The organism is Neoroseomonas lacus (assembly GCF_014644535.1).
GTDB lineage: Bacteria > Pseudomonadota > Alphaproteobacteria > Acetobacterales > Acetobacteraceae > Neoroseomonas > Neoroseomonas lacus.
The window spans coordinates 278,424-302,138 of sequence record NZ_BMKW01000001.1; the positions used below are offsets into that span (position 1 = coordinate 278,424).

The 23,715-nt window shown below is 69.3% G+C and carries 25 protein-coding genes and 2 tRNA genes; 16 read left to right on the forward strand and 11 right to left on the reverse strand.

What is annotated here, in order from left to right; all coding sequences use genetic code 11:
• Nucleotides 1-70 precede the first annotated feature (70 nt).
• The gene (locus IEY36_RS01345) at nt 71-244 is read right to left on the reverse strand and encodes a hypothetical protein (protein WP_188965111.1); all 174 of its coding nucleotides are present in this window, start codon (nt 242-244) and stop codon (nt 71-73) included.
• Between the two features lie 6 nt (nt 245-250).
• On the reverse strand, nt 251-2,956 hold the full coding sequence (locus IEY36_RS01350; RefSeq protein ID WP_188965112.1) for a valine--tRNA ligase: 2,706 nt from the start codon (nt 2,954-2,956) through the stop codon (nt 251-253).
• A gap of 106 nt (nt 2,957-3,062) precedes the next feature.
• Here IEY36_RS01350 and IEY36_RS01355 point away from each other — a divergent pair, with 106 nt between their 5' ends.
• Nucleotides 3,063-4,031, forward strand: coding sequence for a tripartite tricarboxylate transporter substrate binding protein (locus IEY36_RS01355; protein WP_188965113.1), 969 nt, complete (start codon nt 3,063-3,065; stop codon nt 4,029-4,031).
• A gap of 130 nt (nt 4,032-4,161) precedes the next feature.
• Here the strand turns inward: IEY36_RS01355 and IEY36_RS01360 are convergent, their stop codons facing one another.
• The 3 genes from IEY36_RS01360 to IEY36_RS01370 all read right to left on the reverse strand — a co-directional run bounded on the left by IEY36_RS01360 (nt 4,162) and on the right by IEY36_RS01370 (nt 7,112).
• Complete coding sequence (locus IEY36_RS01360; protein WP_229681005.1) at nt 4,162-4,719, reverse strand: DUF2497 domain-containing protein; 558 nt, start codon at nt 4,717-4,719, stop codon at nt 4,162-4,164.
• The gene (locus IEY36_RS01365; protein WP_188965114.1) at nt 4,716-6,251 is read right to left on the reverse strand and encodes a TolC family outer membrane protein; all 1,536 of its coding nucleotides are present in this window, start codon (nt 6,249-6,251) and stop codon (nt 4,716-4,718) included. Before IEY36_RS01365 ends, IEY36_RS01360 begins: the two co-directional genes overlap by 4 nt.
• Nucleotides 6,252-6,458: 207 nt before the next feature.
• On the reverse strand, nt 6,459-7,112 hold the full coding sequence (locus tag IEY36_RS01370) for a protein-L-isoaspartate O-methyltransferase family protein (RefSeq protein ID WP_188965115.1): 654 nt from the start codon (nt 7,110-7,112) through the stop codon (nt 6,459-6,461).
• A 107-nt stretch (nt 7,113-7,219) separates the two neighbouring features.
• On the opposite strand from IEY36_RS01370, the gene IEY36_RS01375 reads away from it, so the two are divergent.
• The 6 genes from IEY36_RS01375 to IEY36_RS01400 all read left to right on the forward strand — a co-directional run bounded on the left by IEY36_RS01375 (nt 7,220) and on the right by IEY36_RS01400 (nt 11,675).
• Nucleotides 7,220-7,293, forward strand: a tRNA-Cys gene (locus IEY36_RS01375).
• 58 nt (nt 7,294-7,351) lie between these two features.
• Nucleotides 7,352-7,427, forward strand: a tRNA-Asn gene (locus IEY36_RS01380).
• A gap of 185 nt (nt 7,428-7,612) precedes the next feature.
• On the forward strand, nt 7,613-9,349 hold the full coding sequence (locus tag IEY36_RS01385; protein WP_188965116.1) for an alkaline phosphatase: 1,737 nt from the start codon (nt 7,613-7,615) through the stop codon (nt 9,347-9,349).
• Nucleotides 9,339-9,791, forward strand: a complete 453-nt coding sequence (locus tag IEY36_RS01390) for a hypothetical protein (RefSeq protein WP_188965117.1) — start codon at nt 9,339-9,341, stop codon at nt 9,789-9,791. The genes IEY36_RS01385 and IEY36_RS01390 overlap by 11 nt, the downstream gene beginning before the upstream one ends.
• Entirely contained in the window at nt 9,769-10,473 is a 705-nt protein-coding gene (locus IEY36_RS01395; protein WP_188965118.1) for an ABC transporter ATP-binding protein, read from the forward strand. Before IEY36_RS01390 ends, IEY36_RS01395 begins: the two co-directional genes overlap by 23 nt.
• Complete coding sequence (locus tag IEY36_RS01400) at nt 10,470-11,675, forward strand: FtsX-like permease family protein (RefSeq protein ID WP_229681006.1); 1,206 nt, start codon at nt 10,470-10,472, stop codon at nt 11,673-11,675. Before IEY36_RS01395 ends, IEY36_RS01400 begins: the two co-directional genes overlap by 4 nt.
• Before the next feature lie 51 nt (nt 11,676-11,726).
• Here IEY36_RS01400 and IEY36_RS01405 read toward each other — a convergent pair whose 3' ends face one another.
• Nucleotides 11,727-12,596, reverse strand: coding sequence for a glycosyltransferase family 4 protein (locus tag IEY36_RS01405; protein WP_188965119.1), 870 nt, complete (start codon nt 12,594-12,596; stop codon nt 11,727-11,729).
• Nucleotides 12,597-13,152: 556 nt separating this feature from the next.
• Between IEY36_RS01405 and IEY36_RS01410 the strand changes: the two genes are divergently transcribed.
• Nucleotides 13,153-13,392, forward strand: coding sequence for a hypothetical protein (locus tag IEY36_RS01410; protein ID WP_188965120.1), 240 nt, complete (start codon nt 13,153-13,155; stop codon nt 13,390-13,392).
• A gap of 39 nt (nt 13,393-13,431) precedes the next feature.
• Here IEY36_RS01410 and ppk2 read toward each other — a convergent pair whose 3' ends face one another.
• The 4 genes from ppk2 to phnF form a co-directional block, all read right to left on the reverse strand.
• Nucleotides 13,432-14,304, reverse strand: a complete 873-nt coding sequence (gene ppk2, locus IEY36_RS01415; protein ID WP_188965121.1) for a polyphosphate kinase 2 — start codon at nt 14,302-14,304, stop codon at nt 13,432-13,434.
• Between the two features lie 35 nt (nt 14,305-14,339).
• Entirely contained in the window at nt 14,340-14,795 is a 456-nt protein-coding gene (locus IEY36_RS01420; protein ID WP_188965122.1) for a hypothetical protein, read from the reverse strand.
• Between the two features lie 114 nt (nt 14,796-14,909).
• Nucleotides 14,910-16,052: an alpha-D-ribose 1-methylphosphonate 5-triphosphate diphosphatase gene (locus IEY36_RS01425; RefSeq protein WP_188965123.1), complete on the reverse strand. Its 1,143-nt coding sequence runs from the start codon at nt 16,050-16,052 to the stop codon at nt 14,910-14,912.
• A gap of 4 nt (nt 16,053-16,056) precedes the next feature.
• Nucleotides 16,057-16,803: a phosphonate metabolism transcriptional regulator PhnF gene (phnF, locus tag IEY36_RS01430; protein WP_229681008.1), complete on the reverse strand. Its 747-nt coding sequence runs from the start codon at nt 16,801-16,803 to the stop codon at nt 16,057-16,059.
• Between the two features lie 72 nt (nt 16,804-16,875).
• Here phnF and phnG point away from each other — a divergent pair, with 72 nt between their 5' ends.
• From phnG to IEY36_RS01470, 8 genes are read left to right on the forward strand one after another with little or no spacing between them, the layout of a single operon-like run.
• Nucleotides 16,876-17,331 carry a phosphonate C-P lyase system protein PhnG gene (gene phnG, locus IEY36_RS01435; RefSeq protein ID WP_229681009.1) on the forward strand — a complete coding sequence of 152 codons (456 nt, stop codon included), beginning with the start codon at nt 16,876-16,878 and terminating at the stop codon, nt 17,329-17,331.
• Entirely contained in the window at nt 17,328-17,927 is a 600-nt protein-coding gene (gene phnH / locus IEY36_RS01440; RefSeq protein WP_188965124.1) for a phosphonate C-P lyase system protein PhnH, read from the forward strand. The genes phnG and phnH overlap by 4 nt, the downstream gene beginning before the upstream one ends.
• A 3-nt stretch (nt 17,928-17,930) precedes the next feature.
• Nucleotides 17,931-19,016, forward strand: coding sequence for a carbon-phosphorus lyase complex subunit PhnI (locus IEY36_RS01445; RefSeq protein ID WP_188965125.1), 1,086 nt, complete (start codon nt 17,931-17,933; stop codon nt 19,014-19,016).
• The gene (locus IEY36_RS01450; RefSeq protein WP_188965126.1) at nt 19,013-19,870 is read left to right on the forward strand and encodes an alpha-D-ribose 1-methylphosphonate 5-phosphate C-P-lyase PhnJ; all 858 of its coding nucleotides are present in this window, start codon (nt 19,013-19,015) and stop codon (nt 19,868-19,870) included. Before IEY36_RS01445 ends, IEY36_RS01450 begins: the two co-directional genes overlap by 4 nt.
• Nucleotides 19,867-20,625: a phosphonate C-P lyase system protein PhnK gene (phnK, locus tag IEY36_RS01455; RefSeq protein WP_188965127.1), complete on the forward strand. Its 759-nt coding sequence runs from the start codon at nt 19,867-19,869 to the stop codon at nt 20,623-20,625. Before IEY36_RS01450 ends, phnK begins: the two co-directional genes overlap by 4 nt.
• A complete protein-coding gene (phnL, locus tag IEY36_RS01460; protein WP_188965128.1) occupies nt 20,622-21,320 on the forward strand; it encodes a phosphonate C-P lyase system protein PhnL in 699 nt (232 codons plus the stop codon). Before phnK ends, phnL begins: the two co-directional genes overlap by 4 nt.
• On the forward strand, nt 21,317-22,459 hold the full coding sequence (locus IEY36_RS01465; RefSeq protein ID WP_188965129.1) for an alpha-D-ribose 1-methylphosphonate 5-triphosphate diphosphatase: 1,143 nt from the start codon (nt 21,317-21,319) through the stop codon (nt 22,457-22,459). Before phnL ends, IEY36_RS01465 begins: the two co-directional genes overlap by 4 nt.
• The gene (locus IEY36_RS01470; RefSeq protein WP_188965130.1) at nt 22,456-23,136 is read left to right on the forward strand and encodes a DUF1045 domain-containing protein; all 681 of its coding nucleotides are present in this window, start codon (nt 22,456-22,458) and stop codon (nt 23,134-23,136) included. The genes IEY36_RS01465 and IEY36_RS01470 overlap by 4 nt, the downstream gene beginning before the upstream one ends.
• Here IEY36_RS01470 and phnN read toward each other — a convergent pair.
• On the reverse strand, nt 23,102-23,653 hold the full coding sequence (phnN, locus tag IEY36_RS01475; protein ID WP_188965131.1) for a phosphonate metabolism protein/1,5-bisphosphokinase (PRPP-forming) PhnN: 552 nt from the start codon (nt 23,651-23,653) through the stop codon (nt 23,102-23,104). The genes IEY36_RS01470 and phnN overlap by 35 nt on opposite strands.
• Between the last annotated feature and the right edge of the window lie 62 nt (nt 23,654-23,715).

Consider the following 23,715-nt stretch of genomic DNA (forward strand, 5'->3'; position numbering starts at 1 on the left):
GCGATTTCTCCTGCGGCAAGCATGGACCGGACCGGGTCCGGCGCCACATCACCTTCGGCGGCGGGACGGCTCAACCGAGCGCGAGCGGGAATCCCACCGCCACGAAAATTCCCACCAGGCCCGCGACGGATTGTGCCACCACCCTGGACAGCCCCTGCCGCACCAACAGGTCACGACCGCCAACCGTGACGAACACGACGACCGTAATCGCCACGAACAGGTTGATCGTGGCACCATCGAACATCGCCCGTCAGCCGGTGATGCGCGCGATGGCGGCCTGCAGCCGCGCCATCTCGGTCTGCGCGGCGGCCAGGCGGTCCCGGTTTTCCTGCACGATCTCCTCCGGCGCGCGGGAGATGAAGACCTCGCTGGACAGCTTCGCCTCAGCCTTCTGGGCCTCGCCGGCGACGCGCTTGAATTCCTTCTCCAGCCGCGGCGCGGCGGAGGCGAAGTCAAAATCGTCGCCGAATTGCAGGTCGAAGCGGTCGCCCGACACGGCGAATTCGGCACCCGACGACGTGCCCGTGCTGGCCGGCTCGACCGCCGACAAACCGCCCAGCCGTTGTAGAATATCATTGTGCCGCGTCAGCCGGTCACGCAGCCGCGCCTCCTCGGCCGGCGGCATATGCGCGGCCAGCCGGCCCTTGATCTTGTAGCCGATGTCGAAATCCGAGCGTATCGACCGGATTTCCGACACCACGCCGACCACCCAGTCGAGTTCCGCCCTCGCCTCGACCACACCCTCGACCGACACGGCTTCCGGCCAAGCCTCGCGGATCAGGCTGCCCTCGGCGCCATAGCCGAGCCGGTGCCACAACTCCTCGGTCAGGAACGGCATCACCGGGTGCAGCAGGCGCAGCACGGTCCCGAGCACATGCTGGGCAACGCCCTTCACCTCCTCCTTCTCCGCCCCATCCGGGCCGAGCAGCACCGGCTTGGCGAATTCCAGGAACCAGTCGCAGAAGGTGTTCCAGGTGAAGCGGTAGCAGGCGCCGGCATAGTCGTCGAAGCGGAAGGCTTCGAGCGACGCATTGGCTTCCGCCACCGCACTGTTCGCCGCGTCGAGAATCCAGCGCGACAACGGCAGCGTGACCGCCGAGGCATCGAAATCGCTACGTGGCGCAATCCCGTTCATTTCGCAGAAGCGCGACGCGTTCCAGATCTTGGTGGCGAAGGCGCGATAGCCCTCGATGCGCTGCTTCGCCAGTTTGATGTCGCGCCCCGGCCCGGCCAGCGCGCACAGCGTGAAGCGCACCGCGTCGGCGCCATAGGCATCGACCAATTCCAACGGGTCCATGACGTTGCCGCGCGACTTGGACATCTTCTGCCCCTTCTCATCGCGCACCAAGCCGTGGATGCACACCGTCTTGAACGGCGTCTCACCCATGAAATGGATGCCCATCATCATCATCCGGGCGACCCAGAAGAAGATGATGTCGAAGCCCGTCACCAGCACGTCGCCGGGGTAGTATTTCGCGAGTTCCGGCGTCTTCTCTGGCCAGCCGATGGTTGAGAACGGCCACAGCGCAGAACTGAACCAGGTGTCGAGCACGTCCTCGTCGCGAACCAGTTCCACATCCCGGCCGAATTTTACCCGCGCGAGGTCAGCCGCCTCCGCTTCAGTGAAGGCGACGAACACCTCGCCATCCGGCGCGTACCAGGCCGGGATCTGATGCCCCCACCAGAGCTGGCGCGAGACGCACCAGGGCTGGATGTCGCGCATCCAGGCGAAAAAGGTGTTCTCCCACTGCTTGGGCGTGAACACGGTCTGGCCGGTCTCGACCGCCTTGATCGCCGGCGCGGCCAGCGTCTTGGCATCGACATACCATTGCATGGTCAGCCGCGGTTCGATCGGCACGCCCGAGCGGTCGCCATGCGGTACCGCATGGGTGTGCGGCTCGATCGCCTCGACGAGTTCCATCTCTTCCAGCCGCGCGACGATCGACTTGCGCGCCGCGAAACGGTCCTGCCCGGCCAGGCCACGCACGAAGTCGAGGTCGCTGACGCCATCGACAGCCGCGAAAGCGCCGGCGATCTCATCGAGGAACACGCGCCCCTCGGCATCGAGCACCGAGGGCATCGGCAGGTCGTGCCGCTTGCCGAGCTCGAAATCGTTGAAGTCATGCGCGGGGGTGATCTTCACCGCGCCGGAGCCCTTCTCCGGGTCGGAATACTCATCCGCCACCACGGGAATGGAGCGGCCCACCAGCGGCAGAATCACCCGCTTGCCGACCAGTGAACGGAACCGCTCATCCTCCGGATGCACCGCCACCGCCGTATCGCCGAGCATCGTCTCCGGCCGCGTCGTCGCCACCACCAGGAAGCGCCCCGGCTCGCCCTCGATCGGGTAGCGCAGGTGCCACAGATGCCCCTTCACTTCCTTGCTCTCGACCTCCAGGTCGGAAATCGCGGTCAGGAACTTCGGGTCCCAATTCACCAGCCGCTTGTCGCGGTACAGCAGGCCGTCCCGGTACAGCCGCACGAAAACCTCGCGCACCGCAACGGAAAGCCCCTCATCCATAGTGAAGCGTTCGCGCGGCCAATCGAGCGAGGCGCCCAGCCGGCGCAACTGTCGCGTGATGGTGCCGCCCGATTCCGCCTTCCATTCCCAGATGCGCTTGACGAAATTCTCGCGCCCCAAGCTGCGGCGATCGGCATTGCCTTCCTGCACCAGCAGGCGTTCGACCACCATCTGCGTTGCGATGCCGGCATGGTCGGTGCCCGGCTGCCACAGCGCGTCGCGCCCCTGCATACGCCGCCAGCGGATCAGGATGTCCTGCAGCGTATTGTCGAGCGCATGCCCGATATGAAGGCTGCCCGTGACATTGGGCGGCGGGATCATGATGGTGAAGGGCTTGGCCGGCGAAGCGGGGTTCGCCGAGAAGGCGCCAGCGCCCTCCCAGCCCTCATAGAGGCGCTGTTCGATGGCGGCGGGGTCGAAGGACTTGTCGAGCATGGCGCATCCCTTCCCCGCCCGGCCGCCCCGCGTCAAGGGCTGCGCATGCGGGTTGGACGAGCGCCGGGCGCCGGGCTAATGCGCTGAAGCCTCCCGGGGACCGACCATGAACACAAAGCGCCGCCCTCTGCTCGCCCTGCCCGCCGCCGCCCTGGCGCGGCCGTCCCTGGCCCAGGCGCCCTGGCCGAGCGGGCCGATACGCCTCATCGCTCCCTTCCCGCCCGGCGGATCGGTGGACACGCTGAGCCGCCTGCTGCAGCCCCACCTCTCGGCCGAGCTCGGCGTGCCGGTGGTGATCGAGAACCGCCCCGGCGCTTCCGGCGCCATCGGCACTGCCACGCTGGCCCGTTCACCGGCGGATGGACTGACCTGGGCGATGGTGTTCGACACCCATGCGGTGAACCCGGCACTGATCGCCAATCCCGGCTACGACACGAAGCGGGACCTGACGACGGTGATGCTGGTCGGCACCTCCCCGATGCTGATCACCACCCATATCTCCCGCCCCTGGCGGAGCCTGCAGGAGGTCGTCGCCGCCGCCAAGGCGCGGCCCGACACGCTGACCTACGGATCGATCGGCAACGGCTCGCTGGCGCATCTGACCATGTCGCTGATGCAGAAGGCCGGCGGCTTCCAGGTGGTGCATGTCCCCTATCGCGGTGGCGGGCCGATGAGCGCGGCAGCCGCTGCCGGTGAACTCGACATGCCGATGGCGACCAATGCCGGGCTCGGCGGCCAGGTGGGCCAGACGTTGCGCCCGCTGGCACAGACCGGGGCGCGGCGGTCGACCCTGTTCCCCGACCTGCCCACCGTCGTCGAATCCGGCATTCCCGGCATCGATGCCCTGGCCTGGTGGGGCGTGATCGGCCGCGCCGGCGTGCCGGAGCCGGTGCTGCGCCGCTTCCATGTGGCGCTGGGCAAGGCGCTGGAGATGCCGGAGGTCCGCGCGCGGATCAGTGGCCCGCTCGGTATCGAAATCGTCGGCTCGACGCCCGAGGCCTTCGGCAGCTTCCTCGACACCCAGATGGAGACCTGGGGTCGAGTGGTGCGCGAGAACAACATCCGCTCGGAGTGATGCCGGGCGGCCGTCGCGCCTGAGGGGCCGCCTGGAAAACCCGGCACTACCCAGCCACCCAGGTCAGCATGCAGGAGGGGGCGGTCGATTGCGGGTCCGGACCGGCCTCGGAAACGCGACCAATGGACACTCAGGACAAGGCGCGCCCGACCACCCGTTCGATCTCGGCCCGCACCAAGCGCTCGACCATCGCCGGCAAGTGATGGTCGAGCCAGTCCTTCAGCAGCGGGCGCAGTTCCTCGCGCACGACATCCTCGATACTCGGTCCGCCACGATGGACCATCGCGCCGCGTTCGGTGCTGACAGCGCGCAGCAACTGGCTGACCGAGGCGGCTGCCGCGGCGGCGACGGCCGGCGCCAACAGCCCTTCGGGATCCACGGGCTGCGGTGTCTGGGACGGCGTTGGTACCGGCGGCGTTTCCACCTCGGCGATCGGTCCGGCCACGGGCGGCGCGGGGTCCATGGGCTCGGACACCATCATATCCTCCGTCAGCAACAGGGGCTCGGGCTCGCCAGGCTCCGCCGGCGCAACGGCGGACGGCGCGGCGTCAGCCTCCGCGCCAGCGGGGGTCGCGATCTCATCCTCGTTCAGAATGCGGCGGATGGAGGCGAGAATATCCTCCATCGACTGGTCCGAGGCCACCCCGGGCGGCGTGCCACCGGGTGTTGGGGTGCCCTCGCCGCTCATGGCTGCCGGCGCGTCGGCTGAGCAGGCTGGGCCGGGGTGATGGGGACCAGCGGCGTCACCGCGATGACGGTCTGCGGCACGACCGCGGCCTGCGGCACCGATTCGTTGTAGTCACCGGTGCCGACCCAGCGGTCGCGCACGGCATTGTAGTAGTTCCGCGGGTCATAGATCTGCACCGGCAGCGACAGATCCTGTGCCGTTAGCCGCCCGAGCGACGCGGTCAGCTCGTAGGAGGAATTGATCAGCGTCGCCAGTGCGCGCACCAGGCGCACGCGGGCATTGAGCAGTTCCTGTTCCGCATTCAGCACGTCGAGCGTCGTGCGGCTGCCGACCACGGCCTCGCGTTGCACGCCATCGAGCGCGATTTCCTGCGCGCGGATTTCCGCCTGCGAGCTTTCAACCTGGGCGCGCGCCGTGTTCAGCGCCTCCCAGGTTCGCGTCGCGTCCTGTTCGGCCACCCGCCGCGCATCGGCCAACACCTGGCGCGCCTGCTGGGCCTGCTGGCGCGCCTGGCGCACCGCGGAATGTTCGGCGCCGCCCTGATACAGCGGTACGGACAGGTTCGCGGTGATCTGCGCGCCGGTCTGTCGCGACCCGCGCACGGTATTGTTGTCGAGCCGGAAAGCCTGCGCCTGCGCGCTGACAGTGGGCAGCAGCGCGCCGAATTGCAGGTCGATATTGTCCCGCGCCGCCGATTCGTTGAACGTCGCCTCGACCACCGCCGGGCTGTTCGCCGTCGCGCGACGAATCGCCTCCTGCAGGTTGCGCACCGGCGGACGGATCGGCGGCGGCGGCGAGACCCTCGTCGGCTCCATCCCGATCACACGCACGAAGGTGGCGCGGGAAGCCTGCAGCGTCCCGAGCGCCTGGTCGAGCTGGAAGCGGGACGCGGCGAGGCGCGCCTCGGCCTGGGCGACGTCGGTACGGGTGATCTCGCCGACCCGGAAGCGTTCGTTGGTCGCCTGCAGCTGGCGCAGCAGCACCTGCACGTTGTTCTCGTTGAGGCGAACCTCCTCCTGGTTCTGCACCACAGAAATATAGGCGCGCACGCCATCGAGCAGCACGGTCTGCTCGGTCGCCAGCAGCCGCGACCGCTGGGCGTAGACCTGATTCTCCGCCCGCCGCGTCGCCGCCGTGGTGCGGCCGCCGCGATACAGCGGCTGGGTGACGGTTGCCGTCACATTGGCGGTGTTCCGCGGTGCATCCGAATACAGCGAGAACGGCACGCCGGCGGTGTCGAGGTTCACCACATCGCCCGAGGCGGTGCGCTGCACCGCGACGGTGGACTGGTTGCGGTACTGGGTATCGGCATACCCGCCCGCGGCCCCCAGGACGACGGTCGGACGCCAGCCGGACAGCGCCTGGGGCACGCCCTCATCCACCGAGCGGGTCTGGGCACGGGCGGCGAGCAGCGTCGGGTTGTTGGCATAGGCGGCGGCGAGCGCTTCCTGCAGGGTCTGGGCCCAGGACGCAGCAGCGGGCAGCACGGTCAATGCGGCGGAAAGGAGCATGGTCCGTCGCAGGCTGGTCATCACGTCCGCAATCCCCCAACTGGATGGCGCGCGGTCACGGACAGGGTCCGCGCGGCGCCCGAAGCCTAACGTGGGAGTCTTAACGCACCGCAACAGGCCTGCGCCAGCCCGGGGTGGGAAAAGAAAGTGCTTCAAGGCATTGGCCGCCCTGTCCGGGCAGGCTGTCACCCCCGGCAGGCGCCATCGGGCACCTGCCGCCAACGATACTCAGAAGGCGAAGGCCGGCGCCGGCGCGAAGCCGGGCAGCGCCGCCGCATGCGCATCGAAATCAACGATGGTGGTCACCGTCCCGCCAGCGCGCCGCATCAGCAGGGCGCGCCCCGGCGGGCCACCGGCCAGGCTGATGGTCACCAGGCGGCCACCCTCGACAAGTTGCTCCTGTACCGCCTCGGGCACCACCTCGACGCCGCCCTCGATCATGATGACGTCATAGGCACCCGCGGCATGACCGGCCGAGGAGGGCCCTTCCACCAGGGTGACCGCGCCGGCCGGCAGGCTCGCCGCGATCGCCATGCGCGCGATCGCCAGCAACACGGGGTCGGATTCGACCGCGGTGACGCTGGCGCCGATCGCGGCCATCAGCGCGGCGCCGAAGCCGGTGCCGGCGCCGAGCACCAGCGCCCGCTCGCCGCGCCGCAGCGCCGAGAGCTGCACCAGTCGCGCGAGAACCATCGGCTTCATCATCGCCCGCCCGCCCGGCAGCGGCACATCCGCATCGGCATAGGCGCGCGAGGCCATCGCGGCCGGCACGAAGCGTTCGCGCGGCAAATCGCGCAATGCCGCGACGATGCGCGGGTCCTCGACGCGGTTCGGCCGCAATTGACCTTCGACCATGAACCGGCGCGCTTCGGCGAAATCCATCTGTGAGCGCCCTTGCAAACTGAGCGGGCGTTATAGGTCTGCGGGTAGCCTCACGCCAAGCCGGCGCTTGACCCGGCGGCGCGATGCCCCGATAGAGGCGCCCGCGCGGTCCGGTGGCCGAGTGGTCAGGCAAGGGTCTGCAAAACCCTCTACAGCGGTTCGATTCCGCTCCGGACCTCCACCGCGCAGGATGGGTTTACACTGGTGTCGCGCCAGACTATACGCGGCGCCCGGCTCCTTCCCCGATAGCTCAGTTGGTAGAGCGCGGGACTGTTAATCCCTAGGTCGTAGGTTCGAGTCCTACTCGGGGAGCCAAGCCACTTCCGATATCCCGCCATCATCCCCCGCACCGGTGCAAGTTCCCGGTGCGCGGGGAGGCGCGACGTCCGTTGCGCGACGTGCCCGAATCCGCCGCCCCGGCCCGCCATGAAATTTTGACGACGCCCGCCCAGCCCCGGATTCGGCGGCTAGTGTCCGGCCGCATCCAGCCGGAGACATTCATGCGCCGACATCACCTCGCCACGCTCGCCGTCATGGCGGTGCTTGCTGCCCCCGCCGTGCAGGCGCAGACCATCTTCCCGGTCGACCGCGCGGAAATCCTCGCCGGCAGCCGCTTCGACCTGAAGGTCGAATTCCCCGGCCTCGTCGCCGCCGACCGCGTCGCCGTCACGGTGAATGGCCGCCCTGTGGCCGGGGTGTTCGGCCGCGCGCCCGACTTCATCGAACGCGAAAACGACCAGCCCGCCAGCAGCATCGTGCTGCGCGATGCCAGCCTCGCCACCCCGGGCGTCTACAACCTGCGCGCGACGGATGGCGAGCACACCGCCTCGGTAACGTGGGAAGTCTATGCCGGCGGCCAGCGCCAGGCGCGCAACGTCATCCTCTTCGTCGGCGACGGCATGACGGTCGCCAACGTCACCGCCGCGCGCATCCTCTCCCGCGGCATCAGCGAGGGCCGCTACAACGGCCGCCTGGTGATCGACGGCTTCCCGGTGATGGCGACGGTCGGCACCTCCGGCGTCGACAGCATCGCGACCGACAGCGCCAATTCCGCCGCCGCCTACAACACCGGGCACAAATCCGGCGTCAACGCGCTCAACGTCTATCCGAGCCGCGCGCGCGACACCCTCGCGCATCCGCGCGTCGAGACGCTGGCGCAGATCGTCCAGCGCACCCGCGGCATGTCCGTCGGCGTGGTGACCAACACCGAGATCCAGGACGCCACCCCGGCCGCGGTCTTCGCCCATACGCGCCGCCGCTCGGACTACCTGCCGATCACCGACCAGATGCTGGCCTCCGGCGTCGATGTGCTGATGGGCGGCGGGTCCGCCTCCCTGCTGCCGCAGGGCACGCCGGGGTCGCGCCGGCGCGACCAGCGCAACATGCTCGATGCCTTCCGCCAGCAGGGCTACGTCTTCGCCGAGGATGCCGGCAGCCTGGCCGAGGCCGCCGCGCAGACCGGCACGCGCCGCCTGCTCGGCCTGTTCAACCTGAGCAACATGGACGGCCCGCTCGACCGCTTCTACCTGCGCCGCGGCACGGTGGAGCGCTTCCCGAACCAGCCCGACCTGACCGAGCAGGTGCGCGCCGCGCTGCAGGTGCTCGAACGCAACCCGGGCGGCTTCTACCTGATGGTCGAGAGCGGCCTGATCGACAAGGACAACCACCCGCTCGACTGGGAACGGTCGGTCTACAACACCATCATGCTCGACAACGCGGTGCGCGTGGCGCGCGACTGGGCGGCCGACCGCAATGACACGATGATCGTCGTCGTGCCCGACCACACCCACGGCATGGCCATCATCGGCACGGTGGACGACAACCGCCCCGGCCGGGACATGCGTGAACGCGTCGGGACCTATGCCGAGGCCGGCTTCCCCAACTACCCGCCGGCCGATGCCCGTGGCTATCCGCCAAGCGTCGATGTCAGCCGCCGCCTCGCGGTGTTCTATGCGGCCTACCCCGACTATTGCGAGACCTTCCGCCCGAGCCTCGACGGCCAGCGGGTGCCCGCGGTGCGCCAGGGCGAAAACTACGTCGCCAACGAGGACCTGTGCCGCCAGGCCGGTTCGCTGCGGCGCGAAGGCAACATGCCGCGCTCGGTCAACCAGGGCGTCCATGCCGTCGATGACGGCATCCTGCGCGCCTGGGGCCCAGGGAGCGAACGCTTCCACGGCTTCGTCGACAACACCTACGTGTTCCGTGGCATGGCCGAGGCGCTCGGGCTTGGCCAGTAACGTCCATCGCTGCGGCCGGCGCGCCATCCTTGGTGCGCCGGCCGGCCTGATATTCTCCTCCGGCGCCCGGGCGGCGGAGAGGATCGGCTTTGACGACCTCTACGGCGCCTGGTCGGTGACCGGCCTACGCTTTTCCGACAAGGTCCAGCGCCTGGCCGGCCAGGATGTGACGATGCGCGGCTTCATGGCGCCGCCGCTATCGGCCGAGGCGATCTTCTTCGTGCTGACCCGCGAACCGCTCTCGATCTGCCCCTTCTGTTCGTCCGACGCCGAATGGCCGCCCGACATCGTCGTGGTCTATCTGCGCCGCCGCGCCCTGCCGCTCGACCCCTCGATGCGCATCGAGGTGACGGGCCGGCTCGAAGCGGGCTCCTGGACCGACCCGGAGACCGGTTTCGTCAGTCAACTGCGGCTTCGCAATGCCAGCTTCGCCCGCGGTTGAACCATCGGGTACGCTGAGCCTGCGCGGTCTCGAGATCGCCGTGCCCGACCGCGCGGCGGGCTGGCGCCCGCTGCTCACCGTGCCGGAACTCGACCTGCCAGCCGGCGCCAGCCTCGGCATCGAGGGCGGCTCGGGGGCCGGCAAGACCACGCTGCTGCATATCCTGGCCGGCATCGCCACGCCACGCGCCGGTCGCGTCGCCTGGGGCGAGACCGACCTCGCCGCCCTGCCCGCGCCGGCGCGCGACGCCTGGCGGCGACGCCATGTCGGCATGGTGTTCCAGGACTTCCACCTGGTGGAGGGCCTCAGCAGCCTGGCCAATGTCCTGCTGCCGGCGCTGTTCGGCCGCACGCGCGCAAGCGCCGCCGAACGCGCCGCCGCGATGGCGCTGCTCGACCGCCTCGGCGTGCGCGGCGATGTCGCCGATGTTGCGGCGCTGAGCCGGGGTGAACGCCAGCGTGTCGCCCTCGCCCGCGCCTTGCTGTTCCGCCCGCCCGTGCTCATCGCCGACGAACCGACCGCGAGCCTCGACGCCGAAGCCGGCGCCACGGTTGGTGACCTGCTGGTCGGCCTCGCCGCCGAAACCGGCGCGACGCTGCTGGTCGCCAGCCATGACCGGGCGCTGCTCGGCCGGCTGCAATGGCAGTTGCGCATCGTCGGCAATTGCCTGGTGACGCCATGATGAATCCCTGGCCAGTGGCGCGCGCCGCGCTGCGGCGGCGGCCCTGGACCTCAGCCGCGCTGGCCTTGCTGGTTGCGCTCGCGGTCGGCCTCGGCGTCGCGGTCGGCGCGGTGGAACGCGCCGTGCGACAAGGCTCGATCGGCGCCGTCGCTGGCTTCGACCTGGTGGTCGGCGCGCCCGGCAGCCCGACACAGCTGGTGCTCGCCTCGGTGTTCCTTCGGCCGGAAGCGGTGCCGCTGCTGGCCGGCGAGACGCTGGCGCGGCTGATGGCCGAGCCCGGCATCCGCTGGGCTTCGCCGATCGGCTTCGGCGATTCCTGGCGTGGCCACCCGATCGTCGGCGTCACCGAGGCTTTCGTGACGCGCGGCGGCCGCTGGACGCTCGCCGAGGGCCAGCCGTTCGGCGCACCATTCGAAGCGGTGGTGGGCGCCGCGGTGCCGCTGGCGACGGGGGCGGAATTCGAGCCCGGCCATGGCCATAGCAGCGCCGATGAAGCGCCGCGCGGCCATGACCACACCGACTACACCGTGGTCGGCCGCCTACCGCCGCAGGGCAATGCCTGGGATCGCGCCATCCTGGTGCCGATCGAAAGCGTCTGGGAACTGCACGGCCTCGGCGAGGGCCATGGCGGCGACGAGACGCGCCTCGGCCCGCCCTGGATCGCGCCGCCCGGCGTGCCGGCCGTGGTGGTGGCGCCCACCGGCATCGCCGATGCGTATCGGCTGCGCTCGCAATACCGCTCGGGGACGAGCGTCGCGGTGTTCCCCGCCGAGGTGCTGGTGCCGTTGCTGCGCGCGCTCGGTGATGTGCGGGGGCTGGTGGCCGGCATGGCCTGGGGTGGCTTCGCCCTGGTGCTGGCGGCAGTGTTCCTGGCGCTGTCGGCCAACTTCCTCGCCCGACGGCGTGATTTCGCGGTGCTGCGGGCGATCGGCGCGCCACCAGGCTTCATCGCCGGCGCGGCATGGCTGGAAGCAGCCGCGATCCTCGGCGCGGGCGTCGCCACCGGCCTGCCGCTCGGCTGGGCGCTGGGCGTCGGGGCGGGCATGCTGGCGGGCGGTTCGCTTGATCTGTCCGTGGTGGCGGCGCCGGCCTGGGAGGACCTATTGGCGCCGGCGGCGGCGCTGCTGGTCGGGCTGCTGGCGGCCGCGCTGCCCGCCCTCGCCATGGGGCGGCGAACGGTGGAGACCGACCTGCGGCGCTGAAGGAATGTCGTGGATGCGCCGTGCTGCGCCGGTTGATGCGGCGTCGCCGCGTCAGCGCGCGTCGAACATGACCGACAGAAGCCGGTCGCAAATCGCCTGCCAGGAGAAGCGCTCATGCACCAGCGCGCTGCCCGCCGCGCCGCCGACCGCGCCCGGCCGGGTGATCGCCGTCTCGATGCTGTGCAGCAGCGCGTCGAAATCAGGCTCCAGCGTCCGGCGCCGCCCCTCGGCGACGACGCGGCTTTCGACCGCATAGCCGAGGCGCGGATCGAAATAGCTGTCGGTCGATCCGCCGCGCGTCACGATGATCGGCACACCACAGGCCGCGGCTTCGAGCGGGGGCATGTTGAAGCCCTCGGCGCGGTAGGGCGAGACGTAGCAATCCGCCGCGACATACAGCGCCTGCATCTGCCGCACATTGAGGTTGCGGGAGATGAAGGCGATGCCGCGCAGCGCCGCCTCTGTGAAGTCGCCGGCATGGGGGCCGGCCATGAGGCCGCGCAGGATCCCCTGCCCCTGCCAGCCATAAAGGTCGGCCGAATCCTTCAACGCCAGGCGCAACTGCGGGTAGCGCCGCTTCAGCACCGCATAGGCCCGCAGCAGCAGGTCCACGCCCTTGTTTTTCGACATGCTGCCGAGCGAGAGCAGGACGACCTCATCCGGGCCGAAGCCCAGCATGCTGCGCAGGCGCTCGCGCCCGGCCGGGTCCGCCGGCCGGAAGACGCCCGGATCGACCCCATGCGGCACGACATCGATGTCCGATTCGGCGAATCCGAAGTCGAGGAAGCCGATTTTCGACCAGTCGGACGGGGTGACGATGCGCACGCCATTGCGCCGCGCCTGTTCGAAATCGAGCCCGTCGCGCACCATGCCGTCGATCGAACCATCCTCTGCTGTGCCGAAAACGAAAAGACGACCCAAACGGGCCGCCGAGAAGTCGTATGGATAGGCAATACGGAAGGTGGCATCTATTGCTTCTCCGTAATCCGGGGCTCGTAGTGCCGCTATTTCTCCTGCCTGATCCTTGTCAAATCCGCCTGAATTAGTGTGTCTGTTCCATTGCTGCTTGAAAAATGGCGTGTCTCTGAAGCGTATCGACTGTCCTCGTCGCAGCAATTCAAGAATCTGCCATTGATTCACCATGGCATAGGAATGATTAATTCCACGCCATCCTTCGACAAGGATTTTTAGCCCGACTGTCACCCGCGATGCCTACGATCTTCTCCCGTTACATGATGGATGGTCGCCGATTTTTCGCCAGCGCGCATTTGGCAGTGCAACAGTTTGTAATGTGGCAGGCTCGTCCGCCAGGCGGCGACCGGGAAGCGATGTCGCCCGTCACGGCGCCGCGTTGGGCGCGATATGATCAATTTTCAACATCACGGCGATTATTTTTGCCTATGCACTGGCAACATTCCTGCCATACGCGGCTACACTGCCGCACGGCCTCCGGGCCCAATGAACAAGGAGGCTGAGAATGGGCGAGGCGCTACGAGACGCCTACGCGCGTGCTTGTATTGAACACACCGCAGCGTGCGACGCGCTGGAGGCGGTGAAGCTCCGCGTCCGCCGGGCGCGCGAGGAGTGCGAGCGATTGGAAGCCGCCTTGCAAATGACAGGTCTTTCCGGCGGGATCTTCCCGCAACTCGGCTGCGCGTTGGAGCAGCCCGCGCGGCAGGACGTCGTGCCGCCAAGGAAACGCAGAGGCTCCGGCTGACGCAACCTCAGCGATGAGCGCGTCCGGCCGGCCCGGCCGTCATGCCGTCGACGCCCCGTCCAGATCAGGTACCAACTTATAGGCATATTCCGGCGGCACGTAGTCGCCCGGCTTCTGTCGCTTCGGCAATTCGACCTTTTCCCGCTTCGGCGCCTCATAGGGAATGTGGCGCAGCAGGTGCCGGATGATGTTCAGCCGCGCCCGCTTCTTGTCGTCCGACTGGGCGACGAACCACGGCGCCCAGGCGGTATCGGTCGCCAGGAACATCGCGTCACGCGCGCGCGAATAGTCGTACCAGCGACTGTAGGATTTCAGATCCATGGCGGTGAGCTTCCACAACTTCCGCCCGTCATCGATGCGCGCGGTGAGCCGGCGCGTCTGTTCCTCCGGGCTCACCTCAAGCCAGTATTTCAGCAGGATGATGCCGGAATCGACCAGGGCCTTCTCGGTCGCGGGCGCCATCTGCAGGAAGCGCTCGACTTGGTTCTCGGACGTGAAGCCCATGACGCGCTCGACCCCGGCACGATTGTACCAGGAGCGGTCGAAGATCACGATCTCGCCGCCGGCCGGCAGGTGCTGGATATAGCGCTGGATGTAGAGCTGCGACTTTTCCCGCTCGGTCGGCGCCGGCAATGCGACGACGCGGAAGACGCGCGGGCTGACCCGTTCGGTGATCGCCTTGATGACGCCGCCCTTGCCGGCACCGTCCCTGCCCTCGAAGACGATGCAGACCTTCGCGCCGGTCTTCTGCACCCACATCTGCAATTTCACGAGCTCCACATGCAGGTCGTGCAGCAGACGTTCATATTCCTTGCGCGCCAAGCGGCCATCGGCGCGGAAGCGCGCATCACGGGCGGGCGTCACCTCGCCATCCGGTGCGGCGTCATCATGCTTCCTGTTCTTCTTCGCCATCTTGTCTGCCTCCCCAGTGGTCGTGACGCGGGTTGTCAGCCTTCCTCGGGATGCTGCCAAGTCAGGTACCAACCGACATCGCCGGGCATGCCGCCGGGCCAGTCGATGATCTCGAACTTCAGCTGGAAGCCGCGCTGGGCCAGTTCCTTGGTGTAGAAATCATAGGCGCGGCGCGGGAAGCCATCGAGTTTCTCATGCCAGTTCGGATTATGGGTGGTCAGCGACCGCCCCGAATCCGGCAGCCATTCGGACGGGAACTGCAGCACCAGCGCCTGCTTCTCGCCATTCTCGACGGCACGGCGCACCACGGTGGCAATGCGGTCCATCGCCTCGGGCTGCACCTCGCGCGTGACAAAGGATTCGCGGATCAGGTCGCGCTCGGCCCTCTTCGCCGCTTCCTGCGCGCGCGCCTCATCCGCGGCCCGCTTCTTCTGCTGCGCGATCTGGTCCCAGATCGCCTGCGCGCTCAGATTGTCGCCGGTAACGCTCATCCGCGCTCTCCTCCGCTTGGCGGGCCATCGCAAAGCCGACCCGCCACGGATTCCTAGGCGTAACGAAATGCTCATACCTTGACGCGGATCAAGACTTTCTCGCCCGGACCGCCATCAGCCCGCCAAGCGCGCCGCCGCCCCCGGCGCAATCCAGGCCAGGCGGCCGGCGGCAAACACGGCGACCGGCGCCGGCTGGTCGGGGTCCACCACTACCACGTCCCCGCGCAGCCCCGCCGCCAGCCGGCCACGATCGGCCAGCCCGCACGCCGCGGCCGGATTCGCCGAGACCAGCGCCCAGGCGCGCGGCAGATCGAGCACGCCCCGCTTCACCATGGCAAAGGCGGCTTCCAGCATCGCCGGCCAGACGTAATCGGAGGCCAGCACGGTTACGAGCCCGCGCTCGGCCAGCGGCGCGGCGGAGGCCCAGCCGAGATGGCTGCCGCCGCGCACCACATTCGGCGCGCCCATCACCACATGCTCGCCGGCCACGCGCGCATCGGCGGCGACCGCCTCGGCCATCGGGAATTCGCAGATGCGCGCACCGATGCCGCGGTAGAGCGCGCGATCCTCCAGCGTCGCATCATCGTGGCTCAACATGGGAATGCCGGCTGCCTGCGCCGCATCGGCCAGCCGCCGCCGCGCTACCGGAATCTCGTCCCGCCGCCCCGCGACGGCCTCGGCCAGCGCGCGATAGTCGCCCGCCGCGACGCCGGCCCGGCCAGCGTATTTCGCCGTCTGCACTGGATCGCCGAGCTTCTTCACGATCGCCATGGTGTGGTCGTTGAAGCCAAGCAGATGCACCGAGCCATCGGCGATCCCCGCCAGCGCATCATCGAGCGCGTCGAAATTGTCGGCCTCAAAGCGCAGATGGACGCGCAGGTCGGTCGCTGCTTGCGCCCGCGCCGCCGGCAGCGCCGCCTTCAACGCCCGCCACCCGGCCAGCGAACGCAGCCCCGGCTCCCAGGACAGCGTGACGCCGAGATACGCCGTGGTGATGCCGCAGGCGATCAACTGCGCGGCGGAATCGCGCAACGCCAGGCCGACCGGCAGATCGACCCCCGGGCGCGGCTGCAACTGGCGCTCATGCGCATCGCCATGGATGTCCACCAGCCCCGGCAGGACCAGCAGGCCGGACGCATCGAAGCGCGCCGCATCGGCCGACGCCGTCTCGGCCACCACACCGTCCACCAACGCCAGCGCGTCAGCATCCATCGCGCCGTCCCGCAGGACGGTGCCGCCATTCAATACCCAGTTCATGCCGTCAGGGCTCCACCACCAATTGCACGCGACCCGCGGCATAGACCGCGATGGTCCAATCCACCGGCTGGCCAGCCGGATCGACATTCAAGGATTCCGCGACGAGGACCGGGCGCGACCGTGATTGCTGCAACAGATCCGCCTCATCGGGCGTCGGCAGCCGCGCGGTGATGCGCGAGGATTGCCGCCGATAATCAGGAATGCCGCAGGCCTCGAGCGCCGCGGTGATCGACGCCTTGCTCTCCAGCACCTCCTGCGCCGCCGCGCAGCGCGGCAGCGGCAGGTGATGCGTGCCGAGCACCACAGGCCGTCCATCGGCAAGACCCAGCCGATCGACGCGCAGCACGAGCCGCCCGCGCCGGACCCCGAGCGCCTCGGCGAGCATCGTCTCGGCCTGGATCTCGGCGACGCGCAGGATGCGCCCGGCGGGTTCGCGATTCTCCCGGCGCACCAGTTCGGAAAAACGCGTTCGCGGCCCGAGGCGGTAATCCACCACATCCTCGGCGACAAAGGCGCCACGCCCCTGTTCGACGCGAATGAGGCCTCGCGCCTCAAGGTCCTCCAGCGCGCGACGCACCGTGTGGCGATTCACCCCGAAGCGCAGCGTGAGCGCCGCCTCGGTCGGCAGCCGCTCGCCGGCAGCCTTGCTGCCACGGGCGATCTCCGCCTCCATCGTCGCCGCGATCTGGCGCCACAGCGCCACCCCCTGGCCGCGGGCAAGCGGCGCACCTGTCATGGAAACTTCAACCATCACCGATCATGTCCGTGGGATATCCGTGTGGACTAAGTGGCGGATGGATGTCTATCTGTCTAGACAAATCCGATGACCCAATCCGCCCCACATCCCGCCCCCGAGCGCCGCCATTGGATGGCGGTTCTCGCCCGTGCCGAGGCCCAGGCGATCACCGCCCTCCTCGCCCCTCTCCCCCCCTTGCCGGCGCATGAAAAGCTGCGCCCGCCCGAGACCGGCCTGGTCATGGTGCGTGGCCGCGCGGGCGGCGACGGCACGCCCTTCAACCTCGGCGAAATGACCGTCACGCGCTGTGCGGTGCGGCTCGGCGCGCAGGTCGGCCACGCCTATGTCGCCGGCCGCGACAAGCAGCAGGCGGAACTCGCCGCGGTGCTCGACGCTGCCTTGCAGGACCCGGCGCGGCACGACGCGCTGATGGACGCCGTCATCACGCCGCTGGCCGCACGCCAGCAGTCGGCACGCGAGGCCGAAGCCCGCCGCGCCGCCGCCACACGGGTGGATTTCCTCGCCATGCAGACCACGCGATGAACGGCCTGACCCCCGGCTTCGCCGATGCTGGCTTAACCCCCGGCTTCGCCGACCCCGTCCTCGACGGCCAGGCGACCTTCCGCGCGGTACTGGAGGCGATGAGCCGCCCCGGCCGTGTGCAGCGTGCCGGCAGCGCGCTGCGCCCACCCGCACCGCTCAACCAGGCGGCGGCGGCGGTGCTGCTGACGCTGGCCGATGCCGATACCGGCTTCGCGCATGACGCGGGCGTGGCCGCAGAAGCTTGGCTGCGCTTCCATTGCGGCATGCCCTTGGTCCCGGGCGCTCAGGCCGCCTTCGTGCTCGCCACCGGCACACCGCCGGCGCTCGCGTCGCTCGCCCAGGGCAGCGAGGAGGAACCGCAGGCCGGCGCCACGCTCGTGCTGCAAGTGAATGCCCTGACCGAAGGCACCGGCTGGCGCCTGATCGGTCCGGGCATCGAGACCGAACACCGCCTGCATGTCGATGGTGCGCCGGCCGGTTTCGTTGCCGCCTGGGCGGTAAACCGCGCGAGCTTCCCGCTCGGTGTCGATGTCGTGCTCTGCGTCGGGGACCGGCTCGCCGCCCTGCCCCGCACCACCATGATCGCGGAGGGCTGAACGATGTATGTCGCCGTCAAAGGTGGCGAGCGCGCGATCAGCGCCGCCCATGCCTGGCTGGACGAGACGCGGCGCGGCGATCCCGCCGTACCGGAACTCACCGTCGCGCAGATCGAACAGCAGATGGGCTTGGCAGTCGATCGCGTCATGGCGGAAGGCTCCTGCCATGACCGCTTCCTCGCCGCCCTGGCGATCAAGCAGGCCAAGGGCGATTTGATCGAGGCCGCCTTCCTGCTGCGCGCCTATCGCACCACGCTGCAACGCTTCGGCGCCTCCGAGCCGCTGGAGACCTCCCGCATGCGCCTGCGCCGCCGCATCAGCGCAACCTACAAGGATTTGCCCGGTGGCCAGGTGCTCGGCCCGACCTTCGACTACACGCACCGTCTGCTCGACTTCGCCCTCGCCGCCGAAGCCGGCGACGCAGTCGCGGTACCCCAGGCCGAGACGCCGGTGGCCGAGGTGCCGCGCGTGACCGAACTGCTCGCCCGCGAAGGCCTGATGCAGCGCGAGGCGGAGCAGGACGAAGAACCTGGCGACCTGACGCGCCAGCCCCTCGCCTTCCCGGCCGCGCGGCCGCTGCGGTTGCAGAACCTCGCGCGCGGCGATGAGGGTTTCTTACTCGCGCTCGGCTACTCGACGCAGCGCGGCTATGGCGGCAACCACCCCTTCGTCGGTGAAATCCGTGTCGGCCATGTCGCGGTCGAATTCACCCCGCCGGAACTTGGCTTCCCGATCGAACTCGGCGAGATCGGCATCACCGAATGCCAGATGGTCAACCAGTTCAAGGGCAGCCGTACCGAGCCGCCGCAATTCACCCGCGGCTACGGCCTGGTCTTCGGCCATGGCGAACGTCGCGCCATGGCGATGTCGCTGGTCGATCGTGCCCTGCGCGCGGGCGAGCTTGGCGAGGATATCACCGCCCCGGCACAGGATGAAGAATTCGTGCTCTATCACTCGGACAACATCGAGGCGACCGGCTTCGTCGAACATCTGAAGCTGCCGCACTACGTCGATTTCCAGAGCGAACTCGAGAACCTGCGCACCATCCGCCGCAGCGCCGAACAGGCGATGCAGGAAGCCGCCGAATGAGCACGACCTTAGAGGGCTACAACTTCGCCTATCTCGACGAGGCGACGAAGCGGATGATCCGCCGCGCGCTGCTCAAGGCCGTCGCCATTCCCGGCCACCAGATCCCCTTCGGCGCGCGTGAAATGCCGCTGCCTTATGGCTGGGGCACCGGCGGCATCCAGGTGACCGCGGCCATCCTCGGCCCGACCGACACGCTGAAAGTGATCGACCAGGGCGCCGACGACACCACCAACGCCATCTCGATCCGCCGCTTCTTCACCCGCGTCGCTGGCGTGGCGACCACCGAACACACCGCCGAGGCGACCGTGGTGCAGACCCGCCACCGCATCCCCGAAAGGCTGCTGCGCGAGGACCAGATCATCGTCTACCAGGTGCCGCAGCCCGAGCCGCTGTCGCGCCTCGAACCGCGCCGCACCGAGACCAAGCGCCTGCATGCGCTGGCCGATTACGGGCTGATGCATGTGCGGCTGTACGAAGACATCGCCCGCTTCGGCCACATCGCCAAGGCCTACGATTATCCGGTGATGGTCAATGGCCGCTACCTGATGTCGCCCTCGCCCATCCCGGCCTTCGACAATCCGAAGATGCACCGCATGGCCGCGCTGCAATTGTTCGGCGCCGGGCGCGAGAAACGCATCTACGCCATCCCGCCCTATACCGATGTGCGCAGCCTGGATTTCGAGGACCACCCCTTCCGCCCTATCCGCGCCCCGCATGCCTGCGCGCTGTGTGCCAGCACGGACACCTACCTCGACGAGGTGATCACCGACGATGCCGGCGGGCGCCTGTTCGTCTGCTCCGACACCGACCATTGCGCGGAACGCCAGGCAACCGCGCAGGAGGCCGCCGAATGACCACCCCCCTTCTCGACGCGAAGGGCCTGACCCTGCGCTTCGGCGCCATCCCCGCCCTGATCGATGTCGACATCGACATCACCGCCGGCGAGGTCGTCGCCATCGTCGGTGAATCCGGATCGGGCAAGACCACGCTGCTGCGCGTCCTGTCGGGCATGATGGCGCCCGATGCCGGCAGCGTGCTCTGGCGCGGCCAGGATGTGCTCGCCATGGGCGAGGCCGCGCGCCGCCGCCTGATGCGCACCGAATGGGGCTATGTCCACCAGAATCCGCGCGATGGCCTGCGCCTCGCCGTCTCCGCCGGTGGCAATGTCGGCGAACGCCTGATGGCCGTCGGTGCCCGCCACTACGGCAATATCCGTGGGGAAGCCCTGTCCTGGCTCGCCAAGGTCGAGATCGACGCCGACCGCATCGATGACCTGCCGCGCACCTTCTCCGGCGGCATGCAGCAGCGCCTGCAGATCGCCCGCACGCTGGTGACGCAGCCGAAGTTGGTGTTCATGGATGAACCGACCGGCGGCCTTGATGTGTCGGTGCAGGCGCGCCTGCTCGACCTGATCCGCTCCCTCTCACGCGAACTCGGACTTTCAGTGTTGATCGTGACGCATGACATCGCCGCCGCCAGGCTGCTCGCCGACCGCATCCTGGTGATGCGCCGCGGCGTGGTGGTCGAACAGGGGCTGACCGACCGGGTGCTCGACGACCCGCAGCATCCCTACACGCAACTGCTCGTCTCCTCGGTGCTCGCGGCATGACCCCCGTTCTCCGCACCGAAGGCCTCGGCAAGGCCTTCACCCTGCACCTCCAAGGCGGCACGCATATCCCGGTCCTCGGTGGCGTCGACCTCGCCGTCCATCCGGGCGAATGCGTCGCGCTGTGGGGCCCGTCGGGGGCCGGCAAATCGACGCTGATGCGTTGCCTCTACGGCAACTACGGCACCGGGACGGGGCGCATCATCCTGCGCCATCGCGGGGCTGACCTCGACCTCGCCACCGCCGACCCGCGCACGGTGATCGAGGCGCGGCGCGAGACGCTCGGCTATGTCTCGCAATTCCTGCGCGTCATTCCGCGCGTGGCGACGCGCGACATCGTCGCCGAACCGCTCATCGCCCGCGGCATGGCGCGTGACGAGGCGCTGGCCCGCGCCACCGCCCTGCTGCACCGCCTCAACCTGCCCGAGCGCCTGCACGCCCTGCCGCCCGCCACCTTCTCGGGCGGCGAACAACAGCGCGTGAACCTTGCCCGCGGCTTCGCCCCCGGCTACCCCGTGCTGCTATTGGATGAACCGACCGCCAGCCTCGATGCCGCCAACCGCGCCATCGTCATTGCCCTGATCCGCGAGGCGAAGGCCGCGGGTGCCGCCATCATCGGCATCGTCCACGATGCCGAAGTTCGCGAAGCCGTGGCCGACCGCCTTTTCGACGTGCTCCCCCAGCAGGACGCCGCATGACCAACGAGACCATCCTCACCAACGTCTTCCTCGTCCTGCCCGACGAGGTGATCCACGGTACGCTGGTGATGCGCGACGGCCGCATCGCCGAAATCCAGCCTGGCCGCAGCCACGCGCTCACCGCGCGCGACCTCGATGGCGACCACCTGATCCCCGGCGTGGTCGACGTGCACACCGACAATCTCGAACGCCAGGTCCAGCCGCGGCAGAACGCCCGCTGGCCGTCGCGCTCGGCGATGATCGCGCATGACGCGCAATGCGCCGCCGCCGGCGTCACCACGGTGTTCGACGCGCTCTGCCTCGGCGACCTCGGCTTCGACCAGGGCCGCGGGCAGACCTTCCTCGACGGCGTCGCCGATCTCGACGCGCTGGCCGATACCGGCGTGCTGCGCAGCGAGCACTTCCTGCATCTACGCTGCGAATTGCCCGCCGCCGACATGGTCCCCGCGCTCGACCCGGTCGGCGACCATCCGCGCGTACGCATGGTCAGCCTGATGGATCATTCCCCCGGCGTCGGCCAGTACCGCGACATCCCGCGCTACGTCACCATGCGCCGCAAGCAGACCAGCCTGACGATCGACCAGGTGCAGGGCCGTATCGACGAATTGCTCGCCCAGCGCGAACGCCTGCGCGAACCGCAGCGCGCCTGGCTGCTCAACCGCATCCGCCATCGCGACCTGCCGATCGCCTCGCATGACGATGATTCGCCCGACGAGGTGCGCCGCAACCTCGCCGACGGCATCGCCATCAGCGAATTCCCCGTCGCCATGGAAGCCGCCGAGGCGGCGCGCGATGCGGGCGTCGCGGTGATCGCCGGCGCGCCCAACATCGTCCGTGGCGGCAGCCATTCCGGCAATGTCGCCGCCGCCGACCTGGTGCGCGCGAGCGCCGCCGACGCCTTCGCCTCCGACTACGTGCCGGCCTCGATGATCGAGGCCGCCTGGCGCACCGTGGAACAGACCGGCATTTCCCTACCGGCTGCGGTGGCGATGATCGCCGACGCGCCGGCCCGCATGGCCCGCCTGCCCGACCGCGGCCGGCTCGAAGCCGGGCTGCGCGCGGACCTCGTGCAGGTCCGCCCGGTGCAGGACATGCCCGTGGTGCGCCGCGTGTGGCGCGAGGGCAACCGCGTCGCATGACGCCCCATCGCCTCGCGCTGTATTGGGCGCCGCCGGATGACGACGCGCTGCATGCGCGCGGCTCCACCTGGCTCGGCCGTGACGCGGCGGCCGGTGCGCCGTTGCTGCAGCCAGCCCTGCCCGGCCACGACATCGCCGCGCTGACCGCCGACCCGCGCGGCTACGGCCTGCACGCCACGCTGAAGCCGCCCTTCCGCCTCGCCCATGGCTATGCGGCGGCGCGCGAGGCGGCGGCCGCCCTCGCCGCCCGCACCGCACCCTTCGACCTGCCGCCGCTCGCGGTGCATGACCTCGACGGCTTCCTCGCCTTGCGCGAGACCGCGCCCTGCCCGGCCCTGCACGCCTTCGCCGATGCCTGCGTCACCGGCCTCGACGACCACCGCACGCCGCCCGACGAGGCCGAACTCGCCCGCCGCCGCCCCGACCGCCTGACCGCCCCGCAGCGCGAACACCTGACCCGCTGGGGCTACCCCTACGTCTTCGAGGAATGGCGCTTCCACGTCACGCTGACGCGGCGCCTGACCGCCGGGGAGAAGGCCGTGGTCATGCCGGCCGTCACCGACTACCTCGGCGATGCGCCGGGTCTCGCGCGGCGCGTCAGCACGCTCAGCCTCTTCGTGCAGCCCGCCCCCGGCGCGCCCTTCACGATCGCCGAGCGTCTTCCGCTGCGCGGCTGAGTTCCGCGACGACGCGCGCCGCACCTTCCTCGGGTGTGGCGTCATTCATCACCGTGGCGATGTCGAGGCCCGGCGCCAGTGTCATCTCGCGCTGCAACCGCGCCTTGATATCCGCCACGCTCTCGCGCCCGCGCGCCGTCAGCCGAGCCGCCAGCACCGCGATCGGCGCGCTCACCACCAGCACGCGCAGCGGGTAGCGCGACGCCGCTTCGGCCAGCACGCCGCGCGACAAATTCGCCACCACCACGCGCCGCGCCGCGAGATCCTGCTCGATGTTACGCGGAATGCCATAGAACAGACCGTGCACGTTCCACCACAGCGCGAAGTGGCCGGCCTCCCGCTCTGCCTCGAAGGCGGCAAGGTTGAGCGGGCGATGCGCCTCGCCCCCCGCCTCAGCCGGCCGCGTGATGGCGCGCTGCACGAAGCGAAAGCGCGCATCGCCTTCCACTTGCGTGCGCGCCAGCGCCATCAACGTGTCCTTGCCGGCACCCGAAGGCCCCACCACCGCCATCAACATCGTCGCACGCCCCCGCGTAGGATTGACGCGCCCCCTCTGCCGCGCGACGAGTTTCACCGCAA

Bases quoted from the DNA above. Each gene is read 5' to 3' on its own strand.
- IEY36_RS01345 (WP_188965111.1), bottom strand. From the start codon at position 244: ATGTTCGATGGTGCCACGATCAACCTGTTCGTGGCGATTACGGTCGTC.
- IEY36_RS01350 (WP_188965112.1), bottom strand. From the start codon at position 2,956: ATGCTCGACAAGTCCTTCGACCCCGCCGCCATCGAACAGCGCCTCTAT.
- IEY36_RS01355 (WP_188965113.1), top strand. From the start codon at position 3,063: ATGAACACAAAGCGCCGCCCTCTGCTCGCCCTGCCCGCCGCCGCCCTG.
- IEY36_RS01360 (WP_229681005.1), bottom strand. From the start codon at position 4,719: ATGAGCGGCGAGGGCACCCCAACACCCGGTGGCACGCCGCCCGGGGTG.
- IEY36_RS01365 (WP_188965114.1), bottom strand. From the start codon at position 6,251: ATGACCAGCCTGCGACGGACCATGCTCCTTTCCGCCGCATTGACCGTG.
- IEY36_RS01370 (WP_188965115.1), bottom strand. From the start codon at position 7,112: ATGGATTTCGCCGAAGCGCGCCGGTTCATGGTCGAAGGTCAATTGCGG.
- IEY36_RS01385 (WP_188965116.1), top strand. From the start codon at position 7,613: ATGCGCCGACATCACCTCGCCACGCTCGCCGTCATGGCGGTGCTTGCT.
- IEY36_RS01395 (WP_188965118.1), top strand. From the start codon at position 9,769: ATGCCAGCTTCGCCCGCGGTTGAACCATCGGGTACGCTGAGCCTGCGC.
- IEY36_RS01400 (WP_229681006.1), top strand. From the start codon at position 10,470: ATGATGAATCCCTGGCCAGTGGCGCGCGCCGCGCTGCGGCGGCGGCCC.
- IEY36_RS01410 (WP_188965120.1), top strand. From the start codon at position 13,153: ATGGGCGAGGCGCTACGAGACGCCTACGCGCGTGCTTGTATTGAACAC.
- ppk2 (WP_188965121.1), bottom strand. From the start codon at position 14,304: ATGGCGAAGAAGAACAGGAAGCATGATGACGCCGCACCGGATGGCGAG.
- IEY36_RS01420 (WP_188965122.1), bottom strand. From the start codon at position 14,795: ATGAGCGTTACCGGCGACAATCTGAGCGCGCAGGCGATCTGGGACCAG.
- IEY36_RS01425 (WP_188965123.1), bottom strand. From the start codon at position 16,052: ATGAACTGGGTATTGAATGGCGGCACCGTCCTGCGGGACGGCGCGATG.
- phnF (WP_229681008.1), bottom strand. From the start codon at position 16,803: ATGGTTGAAGTTTCCATGACAGGTGCGCCGCTTGCCCGCGGCCAGGGG.
- phnG (WP_229681009.1), top strand. From the start codon at position 16,876: ATGACCCAATCCGCCCCACATCCCGCCCCCGAGCGCCGCCATTGGATG.
- phnH (WP_188965124.1), top strand. From the start codon at position 17,328: ATGAACGGCCTGACCCCCGGCTTCGCCGATGCTGGCTTAACCCCCGGC.
- IEY36_RS01445 (WP_188965125.1), top strand. From the start codon at position 17,931: ATGTATGTCGCCGTCAAAGGTGGCGAGCGCGCGATCAGCGCCGCCCAT.
- IEY36_RS01450 (WP_188965126.1), top strand. From the start codon at position 19,013: ATGAGCACGACCTTAGAGGGCTACAACTTCGCCTATCTCGACGAGGCG.
- phnK (WP_188965127.1), top strand. From the start codon at position 19,867: ATGACCACCCCCCTTCTCGACGCGAAGGGCCTGACCCTGCGCTTCGGC.
- phnL (WP_188965128.1), top strand. From the start codon at position 20,622: ATGACCCCCGTTCTCCGCACCGAAGGCCTCGGCAAGGCCTTCACCCTG.
- IEY36_RS01465 (WP_188965129.1), top strand. From the start codon at position 21,317: ATGACCAACGAGACCATCCTCACCAACGTCTTCCTCGTCCTGCCCGAC.
- IEY36_RS01470 (WP_188965130.1), top strand. From the start codon at position 22,456: ATGACGCCCCATCGCCTCGCGCTGTATTGGGCGCCGCCGGATGACGAC.
- phnN (WP_188965131.1), bottom strand. From the start codon at position 23,653: ATGTTGATGGCGGTGGTGGGGCCTTCGGGTGCCGGCAAGGACACGTTG.